The following is a 24,172-nucleotide window of genomic DNA, read 5'->3' on the forward strand; positions in this document are numbered from 1 at the left end:
TTTTTACTCCTTTATTCTACAAATATTGTTTTATCATATTTTTTACTAATTTGACCTACGATTTTTGCATCAATCTTATTTTTCTTTAATTCTTCCAAGGCATCTTTTGCATCATCTTTATTAATACTTACTAAAAGTCCTCCGGATGTTTGAGGATCATACAAAACTTCCTCAAGAGCAAAGTCATCGACAAGAAATTCCACTCTATCTTCCATGTGCATCCTATTTCTTTGACCTCCCTTGGTAAAGACAAATTCACTTGCAGCTTTTTTTGCCCCATCAAGGATTGGTATATTTTTAGAATCAATTATGGCGGAATATTTATCGCCAAGCATTTCTGATAAGTGACCCATAAAAGAAAAACCAGTAACATCAGTAGCTGAGCTTATCCTATATTTTTCCAAAATTTCCTTGGCATATTTATTTAAAAATATCATGGAAGAAATAGCCTTATCCATCTCTTTTTGACCAAGAATATCAATCCCATAAGCATTTGTAACTAAGGTCACTCCCAAAGGCTTGGTCAAAATCAAAAGATCTTTTTCATTTGGTGTATTATTTTTCCAAACCTTATCAAGATCAACTTTTCCCGTTACAGAAAGTCCATATTTTATTTTTGGATCATGAATTGAATGGCCACCAACAAGAGATGCGCCAGCTTCTATAACCTTACTAGCACCACCTTGAAGAATTTTTTTCAAAATATCTATATTTTCATCTTCAGGAAACAAAACAATATTTAGTCCACAAATTGGATCAGCTCCCATAGCATAAATATCTGATAGGGCATTTGTAGCTGCAATTTGCCCAAAAATATAGGGATCAGAAACCATAGGTGGAAAAAAATCTAGGGTGGTTACGATTCCATTATTTTTATCAACTCTTACCAAAGCAGAATCATCCATGGTATCGTATCCAATTAAAACATCATCTCTTTTAAAATTTTTAATAGAAGATAAGGTCTCGCCTAGACTTTCTTGGGGAATTTTTGCGTTGCAACCCCCGCAAACTTCTAGTTCTATATTTGACATATCTACCTACTTTCTATAATTATTGAATTTTAAGTATTATATCTAAATTATACTATAGGAAAAATTTTATAAAAGAAAAATTAAAAATTTTAAAAAAATTAAAAGGATAAAATTTTTTTACAAAAAAATAAAAAGTTTCTTAAAAATTTAATAAAATAAATTCGTAAAATATTTTAAAGTGCAAGTTTAAAAACTTTTTTTGAAAACATTTTTAAAAAAGCTTGCATTTTGATGTGTGATATGTTACTATAATACCAGAAGCAGTTCTAGAAAGGAGAAAAAAGATTGAAAGAGAGTTTTAATATAGTTTTAAACGAAAGAAATTTGGAAGATTTAGCTGATTTAAGTTTTATTAATGAGGAAGAATCTTCAAAAGCTCAAAAATTTCACGCGAGCTTTCCCCAATATTCTGTAACACCTTTAAAAAGATTAAGTAATCTTGCAGATTTATTTGGTGTTGAGGATATTTTTGTCAAAGATGAATCATTAAGATTTGGTCTCAATGCTTTTAAAGTTTTGGGAGGATCTTATGCTATGGCAAAATACATAGCCCAAAAACTTGATATGGACTTGGAAGATTTACCATACGAGAAATTGATTTCACCTGAAATCAAAGAAAAATTAGGCAAGGTAACTTTTATAACAGCAACAGACGGAAATCACGGTAGAGGAGTTGCTTGGACAAGTCAACAATTAGAACAAGATTGTGTAGTTTTGATGCCAGATGGATCAGCTCTTGAAAGAAGAGATAATATCAGAAAAACTGGAGCAAAATGTGATATCATGGAAGGCTTAAACTATGATGCTTGTGTAAGACTTGCCAACAAATATGCTGAAGAAAAAGGCTATATAATGGTACAAGATACAGCTTGGGAAGGATACGAGGAAATTCCAACATGGATAATCCAAGGTTATTCAACACTTGCTATGGAAGCTTATGACCAATTAAAAGAAGCAGGAAAAAAACCAACTCACATCTTTTTACAAGCAGGAGTAGGATCTTTTGCAACAGGAGTAACAGGATTTTTCTCAGATGAATACAAGGGAAGTGAAAAACCTTTTATAGGACTCATAGAACCAGAAAAAGCAAATTGTAACTATCTAACAGCAAAAATAAATGACGGTAAAATCCACAACGTTGAAGGTGAAATGAACACAATCATGGCAGGCCTTGCTTGTGGAGAACCAGTAACAGTAGGATATCCAATTTTAAAATCTTATGTTGATGCATTTTTATCAGTTCCAGACAGCTCAGCTGCAAGAGGAATGAGAATTTTAGGAAATCCAATCGGAGATGACGAAAGAGTTATTTCTGGAGAATCTGGAGCAGCTACACTTGGAGCTATTAGCGAAATCTTACAAAGAGAAGATTTAAAAGATATAAAAGAAAAATTACAATTAGATGAAAATTCAGTAATATTATTTATCTCAACAGAAGGTGATACAGACTTCGAACATTACAGAAAAGTAGTTTGGGATGGATACTATACAAACGATGAAAAATTTGAATATAAAAAAATAATAAGATAAAAATAAAAAAGGAGAAATAAATGACACAAGATATCAACAAATTATTAGAAAAATTAGAAAGCTTAGATTTTGAAAATCTTTACCAAGATGACTTTTTCCACACATGGGATAAATCACAAGACGAACTAGAAGCAATCTTTACAGTTGCTGATACATTAAGAGCTATGAGAGAAAAAAATATCTCTCCAAAAATCTTTGACTCAGGACTTGCTATTTCATTATTTAGAGATAACTCAACAAGAACAAGATTTTCATTTGCATCAGCTGCAAACATGTTAGGACTTGAAGTTCAAGACTTAGACGAAGCAAAATCACAACAAGCTCACGGTGAAACAGTAAAAGAAACAGCTAACATGATTTCATTTATGGCTGATACAGTTGGAATAAGAGATGACATGTATATCGGAAAAGGCTATAAATACATGAAAGATTTCTCAGAATATGTACAAGAAGGATACGATCATGGAATTCTTGAACAAAGACCACACCTTGTAAACCTACAATGTGATATCGACCACCCAACACAAGCTATGGCTGACTTACTTCACGTAATTCACGAATTTGGTGGAGTAGAAAACTTAAAGGGCAAAAAAGTTGCTATGACTTGGGCTTATTCACCATCATATGGTAAACCACTTTCAGTTCCTCAAGGAATTTCAGGCTTATTTACAAGATTTGGAATGGATGTAGTTCTAGCTCACCCAGAAGGATATGAAATAATGCCAGAAGTTGAAGAAATAGCAGAAGAAAATGCTAAAAAATACGGCGGAAGCTTTACAAAAACAAACTCAATGGAAGAAGCATTCAAAGATGCTGATATAGTTTATCCAAAATCATGGGCTCCATTTGCTGCTATGGAAGAAAGAACAGACCTATATGCTAAGGGAGATCAAGAAGGAATTGATGAACTTGAACAAAAACTTCTAGAACAAAATAAGAGCCACATGGATTGGGCTTGTACAGAAGAAATGATGAAACTTACAAAAGACGGAAAAGCTCTATACATGCACTGTCTACCAGCTGATATAACAGGACTTTCATGTGAAGATGGAGAAGTTGATGAGTCTGTATTTGATAGATATAGAGATCCACTTTACAAAGAAGCAAGCTACAAACCATATATAATTGCTGCAATGATCTTCTTACAAAAAGTTAAAGATCCAAAGGCTACAATCGAAAAATTATTAAAAGCTAATAAAGAAAGAGTAATTGACAAAGAAGAAAATAAATAAGAATTTTAAATTTTAAAAGGAGATTTAAATGACAGAAATTAATTATGATTTAGTAAAAGAAACTGCACAAAAATATTCAGAAGATATGAACGCTTTCTTGAGAGATTTAATCCTAAAACATGGTGAATCTTGTGAAGAAGGTCCAAAAGCAAAAAGAATCAAAGAAGAAATGGAAAAAGTAGGCTTTGATAAGGCTTGGATTGATGGTCAAGGAAACGTACTTGGAGAAATGGGTACAGGTGAAAAACAAATCGCTTTTGATGCTCACATTGATACAGTAGGAATCGGAAATAGAGAAAATTGGGACTTCGATCCATATGAAGGATTTGAAGATGAAAATCTTATAGGTGGACGTGGTGGTTCTGACCAATTAGGCGGAATTGTATCAGCAGTTTATGGTGCAAAAATCATGAAAGATTTAGGATTTTTAAACGATAAATTTAGAGTTTTAGTTACAGGAACAGTTCAAGAAGAAGACTGTGATGGAAACTGCTGGTTATATATGATTGAAGATGAAGGAATAAAACCTGACTTTGTAGTTTCAACAGAACCAACAGATGGTGGAATCTACAGAGGACAAAGAGGAAGAATGGAAATTCGTGTAGAAGTTGAAGGAGTTTCATGCCACGGTTCAGCTCCAGAAAGAGGAGACAACGCAATTTATAAAATGGCAAAAATCCTTAACGAAATCGAACAACTAAACGAAAACCCAGCAGATGATTCAGTAGAAATCAAGGGTCTTGTAAAAATGCTTGACGAAAAATACAACCCAGACTACAAAGAAGCAAACTTCTTAGGACGTGGAACAGTTACAACAAGTCAAATCTTCTTTACATCACCATCAAGATGTGCAGTTGCAGATTCATGTGCAATCTCACTTGATAGAAGAATGACAGCTGGAGAAACTTGGGAATCTTGTATAAAAGAAATTGAAGACCTACCATCAGCTAAAAAATTCGGTGCAAAAGTTACAATGTATGATTACGAAAGACCATCATGGACAGGCCTTAGCAAGAAACAAGAATGCTACTTCCCAACATGGGTAATTCCAGAAGATCACGAAGTAACAAAAGCATTAGAAAGAGCATACAAGGGTCTTTACGGTGATAAGAGAATTGCACCAAATGTAGAAAAAGAAATTGAAAAGAGAAAGAATTTACCATTAACAGATAAATGGACATTCTCAACAAACGGTGTTGCAATAATGGGAAGACACAATATCCCAGTTATAGGATTTGGACCAGGAGCAGAAGATCAAGCTCACGCACCAAACGAAGTTACATTCAAACAAGATTTAGTAACTTGTGCAGCAACATACGCAGTTCTTCCACTTGAATATATAAAATAATTTTAAATAATATCAAGAAAGGCTAGTCCTTTCTTGATATAAATTTATAACTTTATATAAATGATTTATAGCTTAAATTATTTTCTAAAATTTAATTTTAATGAGCCATTTGCACATTTGGCGGAAGGCTCAATATTTAAGAAAATATATTTAGATAAAAAAAGAGAGGGAAGTTCTCCTACCCTCATCTTTAAAATTTTTTATAAAAAAATTATAAGGCGAGAAAACGCTATTATAATCAATCGTTAAATAAAAAACCATAAAAGGAGTAAAAAATGAGTGAATTTATGAGACCTATACCTTTTAAAGACCTAATTGATTGGGCTTTGGAAGAATATAAGAACGAAGGTTCTATTTTTGGAATTAAAAAAGAAAAATTCTACAAAAATGAATCTGGAAAAATGCTAAAGACAGTTTTTGGCGATGAAATTTCATCAGCAGTTGGTCCTGCAGCAGGTCCTCAATCTCAACTAGCCCAAAATATTCTTGTTTCATACCTAACAGGAGCAAGATTTATTGAGCTAAAAACAGTTCAAAAACTAGACGGAGAAGATATACAAAAAGCCGTTGCAAAACCATGTATAAACTCTGAAGATGAGTGCTATAACTGTGAGTGGTCAACAGAACTTACCGTTAAAGAAGCTTATGAAGAATATGTAAAAGCATATTTTGCAATTATCGCCTTGGCAAAAGAGTTAAATCTTTCTGACAAAAAAGATTTTGCCTACAATATGTCAGTAGGTTATGACCTTGAAGGAATAAAATCTGAAAAAGTTGATACATACATTGAAAATTTAAGAAATGCTGGAGATACAGACGTATTTAAAGAATGTAAGTCTTATCTTGAAGAAAACATTGATAAATTTTCAAACTTCAATAAAGAAGACATAGAAAATATTAGCACAAATGTTTGTGACTCTATAACTCTTTCAACCCTCCACGGTTGTCCTGCAGAAGAAATTGAAAAAATTGCATCTTATTTAATAGACGATAAAAAAATGTCTACATTTATTAAATGTAACCCTACAATGTTAGGCTATGATTATGCAAGAAAAACCCTTGATGATATGGGCTTTGATTATATTTCTTTTACAGACCATCACTTTAAAAACGACCTTCAATATGAAGATGCGGTTGTTATGATTGAAAGATTATTAGATCTTGCAAAGAAAAATGACCTTGCTTTTGGTGTAAAACTTACAAATACTTTCCCAGTTGATGTAAAAAGAAATGAACTTCCAGCTGAGGAAATGTATATGTCAGGAAGATCTCTTCTTCCACTAACAGTTTCTATGGCAGCTATGCTTTCAGAAAAATTTGATGGAAAACTTCCGATGTCATATTCTGGTGGAGCTGATGCTAGAAATATTAAAGAAATTTTTGAAGCTTTGGGTCAACCAATCACAGTTGCAACAACAATCCTTAAGCCAGGTGGATATCTAAGATTTAACCAATTGGCAAAAGAAACTGAGGATTTATTAAGTGATAAAATCCACGATGTTGATGTTGAAAAAACTATAAAACTTAGAGATAAGACCATAAGTGAATGGGTTAATAATAAATTATATAGAGAAAAAGTTGGATCAAGAAAAACAGATTCACCTCTTCCACTTACAGACTGTTTTAAGGCTCCTTGTAAGGATGGAGGATGTCCAATTGAACAACAAATTCCTGAATATTTAAAATTAGTTGCAAATGGAGAATATGATAAGGCAATTGAAGTTATCGCTATGGATAATACTGCTCCAACAATCTTAGGAGAGCTTTGTGCTCACTATTGCCAAGATCATTGTACAAGAGTTGACTATGAAAAGAGTCTTCAAATAAGAGAAATGAAACTTATAGCAGCTAATAAGGCTCAAGATAAATATTTAGAAAATATAAAAGAAGTAGATTTAAAATCAGATAAAAAAGTTCTTGTTATAGGAGCAGGTCCTGGTGGAATTGCTGCAGCATCATATTTAAGAAGAAATGGTGTGGATGTTACAGTAAGAGAAAAATTATCAAAACCTTACGGAATTGTAAGCCACGTTATTCCAGAATTTAGAATTTCTGATGAACAAATCGAAAAAGATTACCAAATCGCTGTAAAACAAGGCGTAAAATTTGTTTTCGATTCTGAAGTAACAGAATCTTACGAAGAATTGAAAAAAGATTATGACTATATAATTGCTGCCACAGGTGCTTGGGAGAAAGGAAGATCTCCAGTAAAAGAAGGAGAGGAAAATATCCTTGATGCTCTTGATTTCTTATGGGATGTAAGAATGAATGGCAAGGCAAATGTTGGCAAAAAAGTTGCAGTTGTAGGTGCAGGAGATGTAGCTATGGATTGTACAAGAACTGCAGCAAGACTTGATGGAGTTGAAAGCGTAGCCTTAGTTTATAGAAGAACAGAAGCTTACATGCCAGCAACTCAAGAAGAAGTAAATGATGTAAAAGAAGAAGGCCACAAAATTTATGAATTAGTTGCCCCATATGCTTATGATGGAAAAGTTTTAAAATGTGAAAAAATGGAACTTGGAGAATTTGATGAGTCTGGAAGAAGATCAATAAATTCAACAGGAGAAAAACTTGACCTTGAATTTGATACAGTAATTGGAGCAACAGGTGCAAGAGTAGATACAAGTGCATTCAAAGAAAATAATATAAATCTAGATGATTGGGGCAATGTAAAAACTACAGAAAATTACGAAACAAATATAGACAATGTTTATGTAATTGGAGATTGTAGAGCTGGTGCAAGTACTATTGTAAAAGCAATGGGAGAAGCTAAAGCAGTTTGTCTTGACATTCTATCAAAAGAAAATCTAGAAAATGATTTCGAAAAATTTGAAGTAGAGGGAAACAAGGATATTATTTACGAAAAAAGAGGAAGACTTCAAGAAAAAATCGACAACGAAAATGAAGGTTATAGATGTCTAAAATGTGATCAAATCTGTGAAATGTGTACAGAAGTTTGTCCAAACAGAGCAAATGTAGCTATAAAGGCTGATGGATTTGATAATCTTCACCAAATAATCCACTTAGATGGAATGTGTAACGAATGTGGAAACTGTGGATTCTACTGTCCACACGCAGGACGTCCTTACAAAGATAAACTTACAGTATTTTGGACAAAAGAAGACTTTGATGATTCAACAAATACAGGCTTCCTAAAAGATGGTAATAAATATCTAGTTAGACTTGAAAACGGCAAAGTAATAGAAGTAGAAAACTTAGATGATTTGTCAGAAAATATGGCAAAATTAATAAAAGCAATCGAAGAAAACTATGCTTATTATATTAAGCCAACAGAAATTTTAAACTCATAAGGAGATAAGATGATATTATCAAATTGCCTAATAATTACAAACGATGAGAACAATAGTTTTTACGAAAATGGCGCAGTTTTTATAAAGGACAAATTAATAGAAGATGTTGGAGAAAATCAGGATATTTTAAATAAATATCCTGATGAAGAAGTAATTGATTTAAAAGGAAAACTTCTTATGCCAGGAATGATATGTGCTCACTCACACATTTATTCAGCTTATGCAAGAGGCGCAGCATTTTCAAAACCAACAGATAATTTCTTTAATGTTTTAGAAAATCAATGGTGGACTCTTGACAGGGAGCTTACAACAGAAGATGTAAGATTAAATGCATTGACAACTTATATGGAATCAATAGCAAACGGAGTGACAACAGTAGTTGACCATCATTCAGGACCAAATTCTGTAGAAAATTCACTCTTTACCCTAGCAGATGCAGCAAAAGAAGTAGGAATTAGAACAAATCTTTGCTACGAGCTTTCAGATCGTGATGGAGAAGAAATTAGAGATAGGGAAATAAAAGAAAACGTAGATTGGATTAAACATTCTCTTAAAGAAAATGACGATATGCTAAGAGGACTATTTGGACTTCACGCATCCTTTACCCTTTCAGATGAATCATTAGAAAAAGCTCTTGATGCAATGGATGGAGTTTATAATGGCTTCCATGTTCACATTGCAGAAGGAATCGAGGACCAATGGGATTGCCAAAGAAAATATGGCAAAAGAATTGTAGAAAGACTAAATGATTTTGGCATAATAAACGAAAATACCCTTGCTATCCACTGTGTTCATATAAACGGAAGAGAAATGGATATATTAAAGAAAAATAATACTCCAGTAATTTTCAATCCAGAATCAAATATGAACAATGCAGTAGGAGTTCCTCCAGTAAATAGATTTTTTGAAAAAGGATTAAAGGTAGGAATAGGAACAGATGCCTATACAAACGATATGTTTGAATCAATGAAGGTTGCAAATATAATCCAAGCTCACAACACCCAAGATCCTACAAAGGGATTTGGAGAAACTTTGGAAATGCAATTTAAAAACAACCCTGATATAGTTTCCCACTTCTTAAACAATGAAGTAGGAAGAATAAAAAAAGGAGCCTATGCAGATTTAATTACCATTAATTATGATCCATACACTCCAATAAATAAAGACAATTGGGGCGGACACAGCCTATTTGGTCTAACAGGAAGACTTGTAAATGATACAATAATCAACGGAAAATTTGTTATGAAAGATAAAGTAATAACAACAGTTGACCAAGCAAAAATCCACGCAGATTCAAGACAAAGAGCTGCAAAAATTTGGAAAAATCTTTAAAATTTATTAAGCTAGTTTATTTTTTTAAACTAGCTTAATAAAAAATATATTTAAAATAAAAAATTATTTTAAAAATCAAAAAATTTTTATGATATTATTTGTTTAATTTATAACAAAGTGTATTATAATGATAAGCTTAAAAATTTATCAAATGACACTTAGCAAATGTCAAAAAAACAAAAGGAGATGAAATGAAAAACAAAGAAAAAAATGCAAACACTTCCTTGTTTGACATGGATGCAAATCCTAGTTTTAAAAGGAGTTTGCCGATTGCCCTTCAACACTTGTTGGCAATGATTGTAGGAAATACCCTTCCGGCAATCGTTCTTACAGGACAATTAGCTAATACGGAATTTGCAATATCAGCCCAAGATGCAGTTTATTTAATTCAAGCGGGCATGTTTGTAGCAGCTATAGCAACATTTTTGCAATTATATCCAGTTTTTAAAGTTGGTGCAAAACTACCAGTAATTATGGGAATAAGTTTTGCTTACATTCCAGTTTTAACATCCATTGGTATAAAATATGGAATTGGAGCGGTCTATGGTGCTCAATTAGTCGGTGGTGTTGTTGCCTTTATAGTAGGTATGAATATAAAAAGAATTTATAAATATTTCCCACCAATGGTTTCAGGGACTGTAGTTTTGACTATTGGACTTTCTCTTTATTCTGTTGCCTTAAATTATATGGCAGGAGGAAATGGAAATCCTAACCAAGGAGATTTAGTTTATTGGGGTGTAGCATTTTTAACTTTAGCAGTAACCCTTTGCTGCAATATGTTTGGAAAAGGAATTATAAAACTTGCAGCAATTTTAATAGGAATTGGTGTAGGATATGTAGCATCAATATTTTTTGGAATAGTTCATTTTGATGGAGTAAAAGAAGCAGCTTGGATAACTTTACCAAGAATTATGCCATTTAAATTAGAATTTCCAATCGATGCAGTAATTACAATGTCAGTAATGTTTGTTGTAAATTCTATTCAAGCCGTAGGAGATTTATCTTCAACAACAGCTGGAGGTCTTAATAGAGTTCCAACAGGAGATGAGCTTGAAGGTGGAATAAAAGCAAATGGTCTTGCATCAGTAATTGGTGCTTTGATTGGTGGTATGCCAACAGCAACCTATAGCCAAAACGTAGGAATTGTTTCACTAACAAAAGTTGTTGCAAGAAAAGTTTTTGCAATAACAGCAAGCCTTATTCTTGTTGCAGGATTTATTCCAAAATTTGGTGCTTTGATGCTTTCAGTTCCACAAGCAGTAATTGGCGGAGCAACTATTACAGTTTTTGCACAAATTACAATGAGTGGAATGAAATTAATAATGTCAGATGAAATGAGTTCAAGAAATGTAACTATAGTAGGACTAGGAATAGCCCTTGGAATGGGAATTGTTCAATTAGGTGATCAAGCTTTGGCACAATTTCCAGGATGGTTTAGAATGGTATTTACATCCTCACCTGTAGTTTTAGCAACTTTAGTAGTTTTCTTACTAAATATAATAATGCCAAAGAAAACTTTAGAACAAGAAGAAAAAGAAAGAAAAGAAATGGACGAAAAATAATTTAAAATTTAGCCTTGTTTAATAAAATTATTTTAAATAAGGCTAAAATTATTTTTAAATTAGAATAAAAAAATATACTTACACAAAGTAAGCCTTATAATTTTATAAAAAAAGAAAAGGAAAATTTTTATGGAAAAAGAAAAAAAATTTACGGGCCTTTTTAGTTTTGAAGGAAACGCAACAACAAAAGAGGCGTTGCCACTTGCCTTTCAACACGTTGTAGCCATGATTGCAAGTTGTATTACACCACCAATAATGCTTGCAGGAGCAAGTGGTCTTTCACCTGAAGATACAATGATTTTAATTCAAATAGCTTTAATAGGATCAGCACTTACAACTTTATTGATGATTTATCCAATTAAAATTATAGGATCAAGACTTCCTGTGATATTTGGGGTTTCATTTGCTTATGTACCTACAATGATTGGTCTTGCCAATCAATTTGGAGCCCGAGGCCCCGTAGAAGTTGTTGCAATAGTTTTGGGAGCCCAAATTGTTGGAGGAATTTGTTCAATACTTTTTGGACTAGGATTAAAATACATAATGCCACTTTTCCCACCACTTGTTTCAGGAACAGTAGTTTTAGTAATAGGACTTTCACTTTATCCTGTAGCTATGAATTATATGGGAGGAGCAGGAAGCGTAGAAGTTGCTGGCTGGGGAGCTTGGCAAAATTGGTTAGTCGGAGGAATAACTTTAATATTAGGACTTGGATTTACACATTTTGGAAAAGGAATGTTTAAACTTGCAAATGTATTATTTGCTATGATTATTGGATTCATAATATCAATATTTTTTGGAATGGTAGATTTTTCTCCAGTAAAAGAAGCTGGTTGGATTTCAGTTGTAGAACCATTTCACTTTGGAATTTCTTTTGAGCCATCAGCAATAATTTCAATTACAATTATTTTTATAGTAACTGCAATAGAAGGAATAGGAGATATGACCTCTACAACCGTTGGTGGTATGGATAGGATTCCTACACCAAAAGAATTAAGAGGTGGAATTGTTGGATATGGTGCTGCAAACTTAGTTGGAGCGATTTTTGGATGTCTTCCAACGGCAACATTTTCACAAAATGCTGGAATTGTTTCAATAAATAAGGTAGTAAATAAAAAAGTATTTACCCTAGCATCTTTGATAATTTTAGTATCAGGACTTGTTCCAAAATTATCATCAATTCTTACAACAATTCCTTATCCAGTTTTGGGAGGAGCAACACTTTCAATTTTTGCTGCTATAACAATGAACGGAATTAGAATGATCACAAGCCAACCTCTAAGTGCAAGAAATACTTCAATAGTTGGAGTTTCTGTAGCTTTAGGTGTAGGATTTACTACAGTTGCAGCAAGCGCACAAAATGCTGGCGTTATGTTTATGCCAGAAGAATTAGCAGTAGCAATCGGGTCATCACCAGTTGTACTTGCAGCAATTTCTGCAGTATTAATGAATTTAATTATTCCAGAAAAAGAAGAAGACAAGGCGAAAGAAGATTCACTTGCAAATCTTGAAATTAAAGAATTAGAAGAAGAGTAAAAAATAAAAGCTTAAAATCTTCAAAAAAATAGATTTTTTATTGAATTATTTAAAAAGAATTATTTTAAATAAATTTCAAATAAAATTCACTATTTTTAAAAAAAAATGAAGATTTTAGGCTTATTTTTTTTGGTGAAATGAATAATAAATTATTTTTTCAAAAAAAGAGAAAAAATTGTAGAAAAACAAGTAAAAAATTTTAAAAAAAAGCTCTCAAAATCTTGAAAACGATTAGTAATTTGTGGTAATATATTATATACAATATACAATTAAAAGGGAAATTGTAGAGAGATTTAATATAAGGAAAATGCTTTAAAACATTTTAGGAGGTTAAAATGTATGTAGGAAAAAGTGTTAAAAGAGTTGATGCTTACGATAAAGTAACAGGACGTGCAAAATATACAGAAGATTTAATAATAAATGGTGCTTATGTTGCAAAAATTTTGCACTCAACAATTGGTCATGGAAAGGTTATCTCAGTTGATACAAAAAAGGCGGAAGAAGTTGAGGGAGTAGTTAAAATTATTACTTGTTTTGATGTTCCAAAACATTCATTCCCAACAGCAGGTCACCCTTGGTCAACTGATAAAAATCACCAAGACGTTGCTGATAGAAGATTATTAAATGAACACGTTAGATATTATGGTGATGATGTAGCTGTAGTTATTGCAGAAAATGAAGTTTCAGCAAGTCAGGCTTTAAAATTAATTGAAGTTGAATACGAAGAATATGATGTGGTTTTAGATCCTATTGAATCAATGAATAATGGATTAAGACCAATTCACGATGAATTTCCTGATAATATTTTGGGTCATACCAAAAATCACAGGGGAAATTATGACGAAGCGATAAAAGAAGAAGGACTTATAAAAGTTGAAGGTTGGTATGAAACTCCAATCGTTCAACATGCCCACATAGAAAATGGAATTGCTTGTGCTTATGAAGAGCAAGGAAAAATTGTAGTTATTGCTTCAACTCAAATTCCTCACATTGTAAGACGTGTTTGCGGTCAAGCTTTGGGAATTGGCTGGGGAAAAATTAGAATTGTAAAACCATATATAGGTGGAGGTTTTGGTAACAAGCAAGATGCTTTGTACGAGCCATTAGCAGCTTATCTTACAACTCAAGTTGGAGGTCATCCTGTAAAACTTGATACATCCAGAGAAGAAACTTTTGTTTCAACAAGAACCAGACACTCACAAAAACTTCATATAATTTCTTATGTAAGAGCTGACGGAACTTTTGCTGCTAGAAAATTAGAATTATTTTCTAATAATGGTGCTTATGCATCTCACGGTCACTCAATAGCTGCCAAGGGAACAAATTGTTTCCATCAATTATATCCTTGTGATAACACACAAGCTGATGGATATACAGTTTATACAAACCTACCAACAGCAGGAGCCATGAGAGGATATGGAATTCCACAAACTATGTTTGCTTTTGAATCTCACCTTGATGATGTTGCAAAAACTTTAGATATGGATCCATTAGAATTAAGAATGCAAAATATTATGCAAAAAGGTTTTATCGATGGATTTTCAAGAAATGAAAACTACTACGATTCTTTCAGAGAAGCAATTTCTGTTGGAAGAAAAGCAATTGATTATGATAAAAAGATAGAAGAATATAAAAATCAAACTGGAAATATAAGAAGAGGAATTGGTCTTGCTGCATTTTGGTATAACACAGCAGTTTATCCAATTTCACTAGAATCTTCTTCTTGTAGGATGGTTTTAAACCAAGACGGTTCAGTTCAATTGCAACTTGGAGAAACTGAAATCGGACAAGGTGGAGATACAGCATTTTCACAAATGGCAGCAGATGCTATAGGCGTAAAAATGGAAGATGTTCATATAGTTTCAACCCAAGATACGGATGTAACTCCATTTGGTTTGGGAGCTTACGCTTCAAGACAAACATTTGTATCAAGTTTTTCTATCACAAATACAGCTAGAGTATTTAAAGATAAAATATTAAATAGGGCAAGTAAAATTTTGGAATTTACTCCACACAATCTAGATCTTGTAGATAGTATGGTAATAAATAAAATAACTAAAAAACCATTATTATCTTTAGGAGAACTTGCAACAGAAGCCTTGTATGATACTCTTGATAGTGAACATATTTCTGCAGAAGAAACTTTTACAATAAGAAACAACGCTTTTTCATTTGGATGTACCTTTGCAGAAGTTGAAGTTGATATTTCTCTTGGAAAAGTTAAAATTTTAAGACTTGTAAATGTTCACGATTGTGGAAAACTTATAAATCCAAGACTTGCAGAAGCTCAAGTTCATGGAGGAATGAGTATGGCAGTAGGCTTTGGTCTTTCAGAAGAATTAAAATATAACGAAAAGGGAAAAATTTTAAATGACAACCTTCTTGATTATAAATTATCTACAACCATGGACCATCCACATTTTGAAGCATATTTTATAGAAAACCCATCACCAGTTTCACCATATAATACAAAATCACTTGGTGAGCCACCAACATGTTCACCAGCTCCAGCATTAAGAAATGCAATTTTAAATGCAACGGGAGTAGGAGTAAACAAATGTCCTATGACACCACACGTTTTGTTCCCACTTTTCAAAGAAGCTGGACTAATAGAAAATGACTATGAAAAAGACATGGAATATGATGCTTAAAGGAGAAAAATTATGTATGATGTAAAAAAAATTTATGAAGCCTATACAATTGATGAGGCTATAAAATTAAAAAAAGAACATCCTGAAGCAAGATATATAGCTGGTGGTTCTGATGTTTTGGTAAAAATCAGAGAAGGAAAAATGGCAGGACTTGAGCTTATCTCACTCTATCTTATAGATGAGCTTAGGGGAGTTAGTATGGAAGAAGATGGAACAATTAGAGTAGGATCTTTAACCAGCTTTACCCATATTACAAATGATCCAATAATTCAAAAACACTTAAAAACTTTGGGAGAAGCAGTTGATACTGCAGGTGGACCTCAACTTAGAAATATTGCTACAATCGGTGGAAATATTTGTAATGCTGCTCCATCAGCAGATTCATGTACAACAGTTATGGCATATGATGCTATAATTGAATTAAAAGGCGAAAATGGTTTTAGAGATGTTCCTGTAAAAGATTTTTATATAAAATATGCAACAGTTGACATAAGAGATACTGAAATTGTTACAGCAATTAAGTTTAAGAAAGAATCCTATGAAAATCATTACGGACATTATTTTAAATATGCAATGAGAAATGCTATGGATATAGCAACTTCAGCTGCATCAGCAAATGTAAAATTTGATGAAGATGGAAATGTAGAAGAAGTAAGGGTTGCATACGGAGTTGCAGCAGCTATTCCGGTTAGAGCCAATGAAGCTGAAAAATCTTTAGTAGGAAGAAAATTAACAGATAATAATATAAATGTTTTTGCAAAAAAAACCCTTGATGAACTATCACCAAGAGATTCTTGGAGAGCTTCAAAAGCCCTAAGAACACAAATACTTTATGAAATAACAACAAGATGTTTAAAAGAAATTAGAAAAGAACACGAGGAGGGATTAAATGCATAGCAGAGAATATGGACCATATGGCCCAAAACCAGAAGAAAAACTACATTATGAACCTCAATACAAAATTGTAAAATGTAGGATAAATGGAATAAGGGTTACAAAAATGGTTGATGTGAGAGCATCACTTACAGATTTTTTAAGAAATGAATTTGCCCTAACAAGTGTAAAAAAAGGATGCGAAGTTGGAGAATGTGGAGCTTGTGCAGTTTTAATTGATGGAGAAAGTTTTAACTCATGTATCTATCTTGCAATTTGGGCAGAAGGAAAAGATATTTGGACAACTGAAGGACTAACTGCATCTGACGGATCACTTTCAATTATCCAACAAGCCTTTGTAGATGAGGCAGCAGTTCAATGTGGTTTTTGTACACCAGGTTTTATAGTTTCAGCAACAGAAATAATTGCAAGAGGAAAATATTATACAATTGATGAGCTTAGAAAAGAATTGGCAAATCATATGTGTAGGTGTACAGGCTATGAAAATATCTTGCTTGCAGTTCAAAAAGCAAATAATATTGAAAATGGTTTTGAAGAACTAGAAGAACATGTAGTAAATCAAATCAAAGAAGAAGATAAAAAAGATTATATGTAATGAGGTAAAGGCGTGTCAATATTGATCAAAAACGGAACGGTAGTTCTAGATGAAAAAATAGAAAATCTTGATATTTATATAGAAGATGAAAAAATAAAAAAAATAGGCAAAAATTTAGACCTAAGTGCAGATAAAATAATTTATGCCAAGGATAAAATTGTTACGGCTGGTGGAGTAGACGTCCACACCCACATGTCCTTGGATTTGGGAAAATTTGTTGCTTGCGACGATTTTTATACGGGAACAGTAGCAGCAAGCCACGGAGCAACTACCACAATTTGCGATCATATTGGAGCTTTGGAAAAAGGAGCAAGCCTTCAAAAATTAATTGACCACTACCATGATATAGCAGATGGAAAAGCCGTAATAGATTATTCTTTCCACGGTGCCATGTATGAAGTCAATGATGAATTAATAGAAGAAATAGAAGATTTAATGGATGAGGGAATCCCATCCATTAAAATCTATTCTACTTATGCTGGAAAACTTGAAGATGATGAAATCTTACGAGTTTTAAAAAAGGCAAAAGAAGTTGGAACAATAATTTGTGTTCATTGTGAAAACGATGGGCTCATAAAAGAATTAAGAAAAGAGGCGATTGAAGCTGGTAATCTTTCCCCAAAATATCACGCCCTAACAAGACCTAATGAAAGCGAGGCAGAAACAATAAATAGACTCGCCTATCTTTCAAAAGTAGCAGGAGATCCAAAACTTTATATAGTTCACACTTCAACCAAAGAAGGACTTGATGAAATAAAAGCTGCAAGGGCCAGGGGACTTAAAAATATTTATTGTGAAACTTGCACCCAATATCTAGTCTATGATGAAAGTAAATATATGGATAATCCAAATGAGGAAGCGGTTAAATATATTTGTGCACCTCCCCTTAGAAAAAAATCAGATATTGAAGCTTTATGGGAGGGGATAAAAAATGGAGATGTTGATGTAATAGCAACTGACCATTGCCCATTTATCTATGAAAGTGAAAAAAAACCATACGCTGATGATTTTACAAAAGCACCAGGAGGAATTCCTGGAGTTGAAGAAAGAATGGAAGTAGTTTTAAGTGAAGGATTAAAAAGAAATATCTCCTTAAATGTATTGACAAAGCTTTTGTGTAAAAATCCAGCAAAAATTTTTGGATTTTCAAATAAAAAGGGAAGTTTAGAAGAAAAAAAAGACGCAGACATAGGAATATTTTCCAAAAATTCCTACACAATAACAGAAGAAAACAGACATTCCAAATGTGATTATACAAGTTATGAAGGATACAAAACTAAAGTAAAAGTTGATACTGTTATTTCAAAAGGGAAAATTATTTTGGATGAAAATGGATACTATGCCGAAGAAGGTATGGGTAAGTTTATAAAAAGAAAATTAAGATAAGGAAATACAAATGACAAATAATGAAACGATTTTAATAGGAAAAGAAATACAAGGACAGGACCCATTTATTGTAAAAGTAAATGGAAAAACTTATAAGACATATGAAGATAAATCTTTATTAAGATTTTTAAGAGATGATTTAAAATTATTTTCTGTTAAGGACGGTTGTAGCCAAGGAGCTTGTGGAACTTGTACAGTTATAGTTGGAAATATTCACAAAAAAGCTTGTATAGTTAGACTTTCAAAACTTAATGGAGAAGAAGTTATAACCAACGAAGGTCTATCTCAAAAAGAAAAAGATGCCTTTACATATGCCTTCACCAAGGCGGGAGCTGTTCAATGTGGATTTTGTATTCCTGGAATGGTTATGAGTGGAGCAAGTTTAATAAGAACAAATCCAGACCCAACAGAAAAAGAAATTAGAGAAGCTATCAAAGGAAATATTTGTAGATGTACAGGCTACAAAAAAATCGTTGATGGAATAATTTTGGCTGGAAAAATTTTAAGAGGCGAAGAAGAAATAAAGAATGAAGAAAGTGAATCTTTTGTTGGAGCAAGAGCCGACAGAATTGACGCTAAAGAAAAAATTCTTGGAACAGGAATTTATGCAGATGATATAGAACTTCCAAATATGGCCTATGGTTCTTGTGTAAGAAGTAAATTTCCAAGAGCAAGACTTTTAAGTTTAGATACAAGCGAAGCCGAAAAACTTGATGGAGTTGTTGGAGTTCTTACAGCAAAAGATTTACCAGTACAAAAAGTTGGTCACATCCAAAGAGATTGGCCAGTATTTATTGATGTTGGACAAACAACAGCCTCCCTTGCAGATGCTTTTTGCTTTGTTGTTGCTGAAGATGAAAAAACTTTGGAAAAGGCAAAAAAACTTGTAAAAGTTGAACTTGAAGAATTAGAACCAGTAAGTTCAATCAAAGAAGCAATGGCAGAAGATGCCCCACAAGTTCACGAAGGAGTTGACAATCTTTGCCAACAAAGACACGTTACTCGTGGAGATGCAAAAAAAGCTTTAGAAAATTCAAAATATACAGCAACCTTTACCTACAAAACTCCTCTCGGTGAACACGCATATCTTGAACCAGAATGTTGTGTGGCAGAACCATACAAGGATGGAGTAAGAGTTTATTCTTCTGACCAATCAGTTTATGATACAAGAAGAGAATTATCAATTATGTTTGATTGGGAAGATACTCCAGAAAGAATTGTTGTAGAAAATCCATTTGTCGGCGGAGGTTTTGGTGGAAAAGAAGACATGAGTGTTCAACCACCAGCAGCTCTAGCGGCTTATCTTTTCAAAAGACCTGTAAAACACAAATTTACAAGAGACGAATCATTAAGATGGCATCCAAAACGCCACCCAATGGAAGGAAGTTTTACAATTGGTTGTGATGAAAATGGAATTTTCCAAGGAATGGAATGTGAAATTTATTTTGATACAGGAGCCTATGCTTCACTTTGTGGACCAGTTTTGGAAAGAGCTTGTACTCACTCAGTAGGCCCTTATAATTATCAAAATACAGATATAAAAGGCTACGGATATTATACAAATAATCCTCCAGCAGGAGCCTTTAGAGGATTTGGAGTTTGCCAATCAAACTTTGCAATGGAGTCAAATATAAATATTTTGGCAGAAAAAGTTGGAATTTCTCCATGGGAAATCAGGTATAGAAATGCAATCAAACCAGGCGAAGTCCTTCCAAACGGACAAATTGCCGACAGATCAACTGCCCTTGTTGAATGTCTTGAGGCTGTGAAAGATATTTATGAAGAAAATAAAGACCACGCAGGAATAGCAGTTGCTATGAAAAACGCCGGAGTTGGTGTTGGACTAAAAGATATTGGTAGAGTTAAAATTGTTGTTGACGGCGACATGGTAAAAGTATTTTCTGGAGCAACTTGTATAGGCCAAGGTGTTGGTACAATTATTTTACAAATGATTGGAAAGGCGACAGGTCTTCCATATCACAAAATAAAAATCATGCCACCAAGCACTTTAACAAGTCCAGATTCTGGAACAACATCAGGTTCAAGACACACCCTAATAACAGGTGAAGCTGCCAAAAAATGTGCGGAACAACTTGCCAAAGATTTAGAAAACCATAGCCTTGAAGAGCTTGATAAAAAAGAATATTTTTACGAATATGATGACCCAACAGACCCACTTGGATCAGATAAACCAAATCCAAAATCACATATTGCCTACGGCTTTGCAGCTCATGTTGTAGTTTTAGATGATGATGGAAAGGTTACAGATGTTTATGCTGCTCACGATTCTGGAAAAGTTGTAAATCCTACAACAATTGAAGGACAAATCGAAGGTGGAGTTATAATGAGTCTTGGTTATGCTTTGACAGAAGATTTGAAAGTTCAAAATTCTGTTTTAAAAGCAAAATATGGAACAATGGGCTTGTGGAAAGCTCCAGATGCTCCAAATATTCATACGATTTTAATTGAAAAAGATGAATTATTAGATCTTGCCTATGGGGCAAAAGGAATTGGAGAAATTGCAACAATTCCAACAGCACCAGCAGTCCAAGGAGCATATTATGCAATGGACCATGATTTAAGATTAGAGCTTCCATTAAGAGATACAGCTTATAGCAAAAAGAAAAAGAACATTATAAAAAAATAGGAGAATAAAGGATTGTGAATTTCACACTTTAATTAAGTAGAAAATCGACATGCACGAATATCGGACTACAAAAATTGATGATTTCTAAATTTAAAACTTCTAAAATCGCAAACTCGGGCTACGCCCTCAGACAGTGCGATTTTGGACGAAGTTTTAAACTTGAAATCAAAACAATTTTTTTCGCATGATATTCTTAGCATTTCGATTTTCTGCTTTTTTAAAAATGTATTTCACAGTCCTTAATTTTTATTATTATGGAAAAAAATTTAGAAGAGATTTTAAAAATTAAAAAAAACGATGTGATTTCTATTACAGGATCTGGTGGTAAGACTTCTCTTATGTTTTATCTTGCAAATATTTTAAAGAAAAAGGGTTCGGTTTTAATTACTACTTCTACAAAAATAAAAGTTCCAGAAAAAGACCAAGTTGATGAGATTTTTTTGTCTTTTGATGATTATGTAAAAAAAGATTATAAAAATAAGATTGTAGGAATTGGTCAAAAGCTTGAAGGGATTAATAAATTAAAGTCTATTGGAGAAAATAATTTAAAAACTATAGCAAAAGACTTTGATTATATTATAATAGAAGCAGACGGTTGTAGAAATCTTCCCCTAAAATTTTGGAAGCAATATGAGCCAGTTATTTATGATTTTACAAAAAAAACAGTTGGAATTTTTTCTATAAAAGTTTATGGCAAAGAAATTTCTTCTGATTTTATTTATAATTTTGATGAATTTAGGGCAAATATTAAAAATGATTTTGTTGATGAAGAAGTTTTTGAAAAACTTATAAAATCTGGAATGTTTAAGAATTTTCATGGGGAAAAATTTGTTTTCTTTAACCAAGCAGATAGCCTTTTTGAGAAAAATCAGGCAAAAGGGGTAATAAGATACTTAAGAGAGAAAATAAATTTGAATTATTTTTACGGATCAATTTTAAAGGAGAAATATTATGAAAATTAGTGCAATTATTATGGCGTCAGGTCTTTCTAGGAGAATGGGAGAAAATAAGCTTTTACTTGATTTTAAGGGTGATAAACTTTATGAATGGACTTTTGATTTGGTAGAAGAAATTGATTTTGATGATGTTATCCTTGTTTCATCTTATGATGAAATTCTTGATGATGCTAAAAAAAGAGGATTTAAGGCGATTTTCAATGACAACAACGAGGTTGGAAAATCTGCGTCAATTAAGCTTGGAGTTTTAAATTGTGATAAGGATTCTGCTATGATGTTTTTTGTAGCTGACCAACCTTTATTAAAAGTTGAAACTGTAAATAAATTAATTGAAAAATATAAGGAAAATCAATTGATTACCTATCCAAGAACTGAAAAAAGAAGAGGAGCTCCTGTAATTTTCTCACCAGAATACAGGGAAGGGCTTTTGTCTTTAGATTTTGACCAAGGTGGAATGATTTTGGTTAAGGATGACAATAAAAATGAAGTTAAAATCGATGATGTCAAAGAACTTTGGGATATTGATACTTACAAAAACCTAGAGGAATTAGAAGATGCCTCTAAATAATATAGTTGTTTTTAGGGGTGGTGGTGACGTTGCGACTGGATCTATCCAAAAATTATTTAGGACTGGATTTAAGGTTTTGGTTTTGGAGATGGAAAAACCTCTTTGTATAAGAAGGTATGTTTCTGCTGCCCAAGCAATTTTTGATGGTGAGGTTAAAATTGAAGATTTTACAGCTAGAAAAGTAGAAAATCTTGATCAAATTAAAAAAGCCTGGGATGAAAATGTAGTTCCAGTTTATGTCGATCCAAAAGCTCATATTTTAAAAGAATTAAAACCTATGGCTGTGGTTGATGGAACTCTTGCCAAAAAAAATATTGGAACAAATAAAAATATGGCTGATATTACAGTGGCTCTTGGACCTGGATATGAGGCAGGAGTTGATGTTGATTATGTAATTGAAACAAACAGGGGTCATGACCTTGGCAGGTTAATTTTTGAAGGTTTTGCAGAAAAAAATACAGGAATTCCTGGAAATATTAAAGGCTTTACGACTGAAAGAATTTTAAGAGCAGTAGATGAGGGAGAAATCCAAGTTATAGAAGATATAGGATCGGTTGTAAAAAAAGACCAAGTTGTAGCTTTAGTAAATGGAAAAGAAATAAAATCAAAGCTTGATGGAATGGTTAGGGGGATGATTGGAGATGGATCTTTTGTCACAAAGGATTTAAAAATCGGAGATGTTGACCCAAGAGTTATTCCAAAAAATGCAAAAACTATTTCTGATAAGGCAAGACTTATTGGAGGGGGCTGCCTTGAGGCTATTCTTATAGGAAAAAGGAGAATTGAAAATGGATATACAAATTCTTAAAGATATTGTAGAAAAACTTGATGGGGGAGAAAATGTTGCCTTGGTAATTCTTACAGAAACCAAAGGTTCTGCTCCGGGCAAGGACAATTCTTCTATGGCGGTTTTTGAAAATGGAGAAATTTCTGGAACAATCGGCGGCGGTCCTATAGAATTTGACCTTATAAAACAAGCCAAAAAAGCCCTAGAAGAAGATGAAGAAAGATCTTTTGATTATACTTTAAATGAAAAACAAGAAGTGAAAATGTCTTGTGGGGGAAGAAACAAGGGTTATATCAAAATTTTTAGGGCAAATCCCAGTTTGATTATTTTTGGGGCAGGCCATGTTGGACAAAAGCTTGCAAGAGTTGCTGTAAATACAAATTTTGACGTGACCGTAGTTGACCAAAGAGAAGATTTCGAAGATAAAAAAGATTTGGAAAAGATAAAAGAATTTGTAATATCTAATCCAAAAGATTTTGCTTCAAACCATAAATTTAACAAAAACACCTATATTTTAATTTGCACACCAGATTATGATGAGGAAGTTTTGGAAAATGTAATCGATAAAGATTACAAATTCCTTGGTATGATTGGTTCAAAAAGAAAGGTAAAAAGAGTTTTTGATAGCTTAAAAGAAAAGGGGGTAAAAGAAGACCTAATCGAAAAAGTCCACGCCCCAGTAGGCTATGATATTGATGATGGAAGCGTTGAAGAAATTGCAATTTCAATTTTATCCTTGATGATCTCAATTAAAAACAATAAAGTAATAGAAAATTAAAAACATTCACAAACCATTATTATTTTAT

General features: G+C 32.8%; 17 protein-coding genes. 16 read left to right on the forward strand and 1 reads right to left on the reverse strand.

Annotation, left to right across the window (positions count from 1 at the left end):
* Positions 1-11: 11 nt before the first annotated feature.
* Positions 12-1,031: a selenide, water dikinase SelD gene (gene selD, locus L6653_RS06790; protein ID WP_236786151.1), complete on the reverse strand. Its 1,020-nt coding sequence runs from the start codon at positions 1,029-1,031 to the stop codon at positions 12-14.
* Positions 1,032-1,316: 285 nt separating this feature from the next.
* On the opposite strand from selD, the gene dpaL reads away from it, so the two are divergent.
* The 16 genes from dpaL (at position 1,317) to L6653_RS06870 (ending at position 24,144) form a co-directional block, all read left to right on the forward strand.
* Positions 1,317-2,561 (forward strand): diaminopropionate ammonia-lyase, encoded by a 1,245-nt coding sequence (gene dpaL, locus L6653_RS06795; protein ID WP_236786153.1) that lies wholly within the window; start codon positions 1,317-1,319, stop codon positions 2,559-2,561.
* A gap of 20 nt (positions 2,562-2,581) precedes the next feature.
* Positions 2,582-3,793 carry a knotted carbamoyltransferase YgeW gene (gene ygeW / locus L6653_RS06800; protein ID WP_236786155.1) on the forward strand — a complete coding sequence of 404 codons (1,212 nt, stop codon included), beginning with the start codon at positions 2,582-2,584 and terminating at the stop codon, positions 3,791-3,793.
* A 28-nt stretch (positions 3,794-3,821) separates the two neighbouring features.
* A complete protein-coding gene (locus L6653_RS06805; protein ID WP_236786157.1) occupies positions 3,822-5,141 on the forward strand; it encodes a YgeY family selenium metabolism-linked hydrolase in 1,320 nt (439 codons plus the stop codon).
* A gap of 275 nt (positions 5,142-5,416) precedes the next feature.
* Positions 5,417-8,452, forward strand: coding sequence for a putative selenate reductase subunit YgfK (gene ygfK / locus L6653_RS06810; RefSeq protein WP_236786159.1), 3,036 nt, complete (start codon positions 5,417-5,419; stop codon positions 8,450-8,452).
* A 9-nt stretch (positions 8,453-8,461) separates the two neighbouring features.
* The gene (ssnA, locus tag L6653_RS06815) at positions 8,462-9,784 is read left to right on the forward strand and encodes a putative aminohydrolase SsnA (protein ID WP_236786161.1); all 1,323 of its coding nucleotides are present in this window, start codon (positions 8,462-8,464) and stop codon (positions 9,782-9,784) included.
* 191 nt (positions 9,785-9,975) lie between these two features.
* Positions 9,976-11,346 (forward strand): uracil-xanthine permease family protein, encoded by a 1,371-nt coding sequence (locus L6653_RS06820; RefSeq protein ID WP_236786162.1) that lies wholly within the window; start codon positions 9,976-9,978, stop codon positions 11,344-11,346.
* A gap of 129 nt (positions 11,347-11,475) precedes the next feature.
* The gene (locus L6653_RS06825; RefSeq protein ID WP_236786164.1) at positions 11,476-12,882 is read left to right on the forward strand and encodes a uracil-xanthine permease family protein; all 1,407 of its coding nucleotides are present in this window, start codon (positions 11,476-11,478) and stop codon (positions 12,880-12,882) included.
* A 335-nt stretch (positions 12,883-13,217) separates the two neighbouring features.
* Positions 13,218-15,533 (forward strand): xanthine dehydrogenase subunit XdhA, encoded by a 2,316-nt coding sequence (gene xdhA / locus L6653_RS06830; protein ID WP_236786167.1) that lies wholly within the window; start codon positions 13,218-13,220, stop codon positions 15,531-15,533.
* Between the two features lie 12 nt (positions 15,534-15,545).
* Positions 15,546-16,430 carry a xanthine dehydrogenase subunit XdhB gene (gene xdhB, locus L6653_RS06835; RefSeq protein WP_236786169.1) on the forward strand — a complete coding sequence of 295 codons (885 nt, stop codon included), beginning with the start codon at positions 15,546-15,548 and terminating at the stop codon, positions 16,428-16,430.
* Positions 16,423-17,022, forward strand: a complete 600-nt coding sequence (gene xdhC, locus L6653_RS06840) for a xanthine dehydrogenase subunit XdhC (protein WP_236786171.1) — start codon at positions 16,423-16,425, stop codon at positions 17,020-17,022. Before xdhB ends, xdhC begins: the two co-directional genes overlap by 8 nt.
* Before the next feature lie 12 nt (positions 17,023-17,034).
* Positions 17,035-18,408, forward strand: a complete 1,374-nt coding sequence (hydA, locus tag L6653_RS06845) for a dihydropyrimidinase (protein ID WP_236786173.1) — start codon at positions 17,035-17,037, stop codon at positions 18,406-18,408.
* A gap of 10 nt (positions 18,409-18,418) precedes the next feature.
* Positions 18,419-21,055 carry a selenium-dependent xanthine dehydrogenase gene (xdh, locus tag L6653_RS06850; protein ID WP_236786175.1) on the forward strand — a complete coding sequence of 879 codons (2,637 nt, stop codon included), beginning with the start codon at positions 18,419-18,421 and terminating at the stop codon, positions 21,053-21,055.
* 254 nt (positions 21,056-21,309) lie between these two features.
* Positions 21,310-22,017 (forward strand): selenium cofactor biosynthesis protein YqeC, encoded by a 708-nt coding sequence (yqeC, locus tag L6653_RS06855; protein ID WP_236786177.1) that lies wholly within the window; start codon positions 21,310-21,312, stop codon positions 22,015-22,017.
* Positions 22,007-22,579, forward strand: a complete 573-nt coding sequence (locus L6653_RS06860) for a nucleotidyltransferase family protein (RefSeq protein WP_058991042.1) — start codon at positions 22,007-22,009, stop codon at positions 22,577-22,579. The genes yqeC and L6653_RS06860 overlap by 11 nt, the downstream gene beginning before the upstream one ends.
* Entirely contained in the window at positions 22,566-23,387 is an 822-nt protein-coding gene (gene yqeB / locus L6653_RS06865; RefSeq protein ID WP_236786179.1) for a selenium-dependent molybdenum cofactor biosynthesis protein YqeB, read from the forward strand. The genes L6653_RS06860 and yqeB overlap by 14 nt, the downstream gene beginning before the upstream one ends.
* Complete coding sequence (locus tag L6653_RS06870; protein WP_236786181.1) at positions 23,368-24,144, forward strand: XdhC family protein; 777 nt, start codon at positions 23,368-23,370, stop codon at positions 24,142-24,144. Before yqeB ends, L6653_RS06870 begins: the two co-directional genes overlap by 20 nt.
* The last annotated feature ends 28 nt before the right edge of the window (positions 24,145-24,172 follow it).

The sequence above is a fragment of the Anaerococcus ihuae genome (genome assembly GCF_928368155.1).
In the GTDB taxonomy this organism is placed as follows: domain Bacteria; phylum Bacillota; class Clostridia; order Tissierellales; family Peptoniphilaceae; genus Anaerococcus; species Anaerococcus ihuae.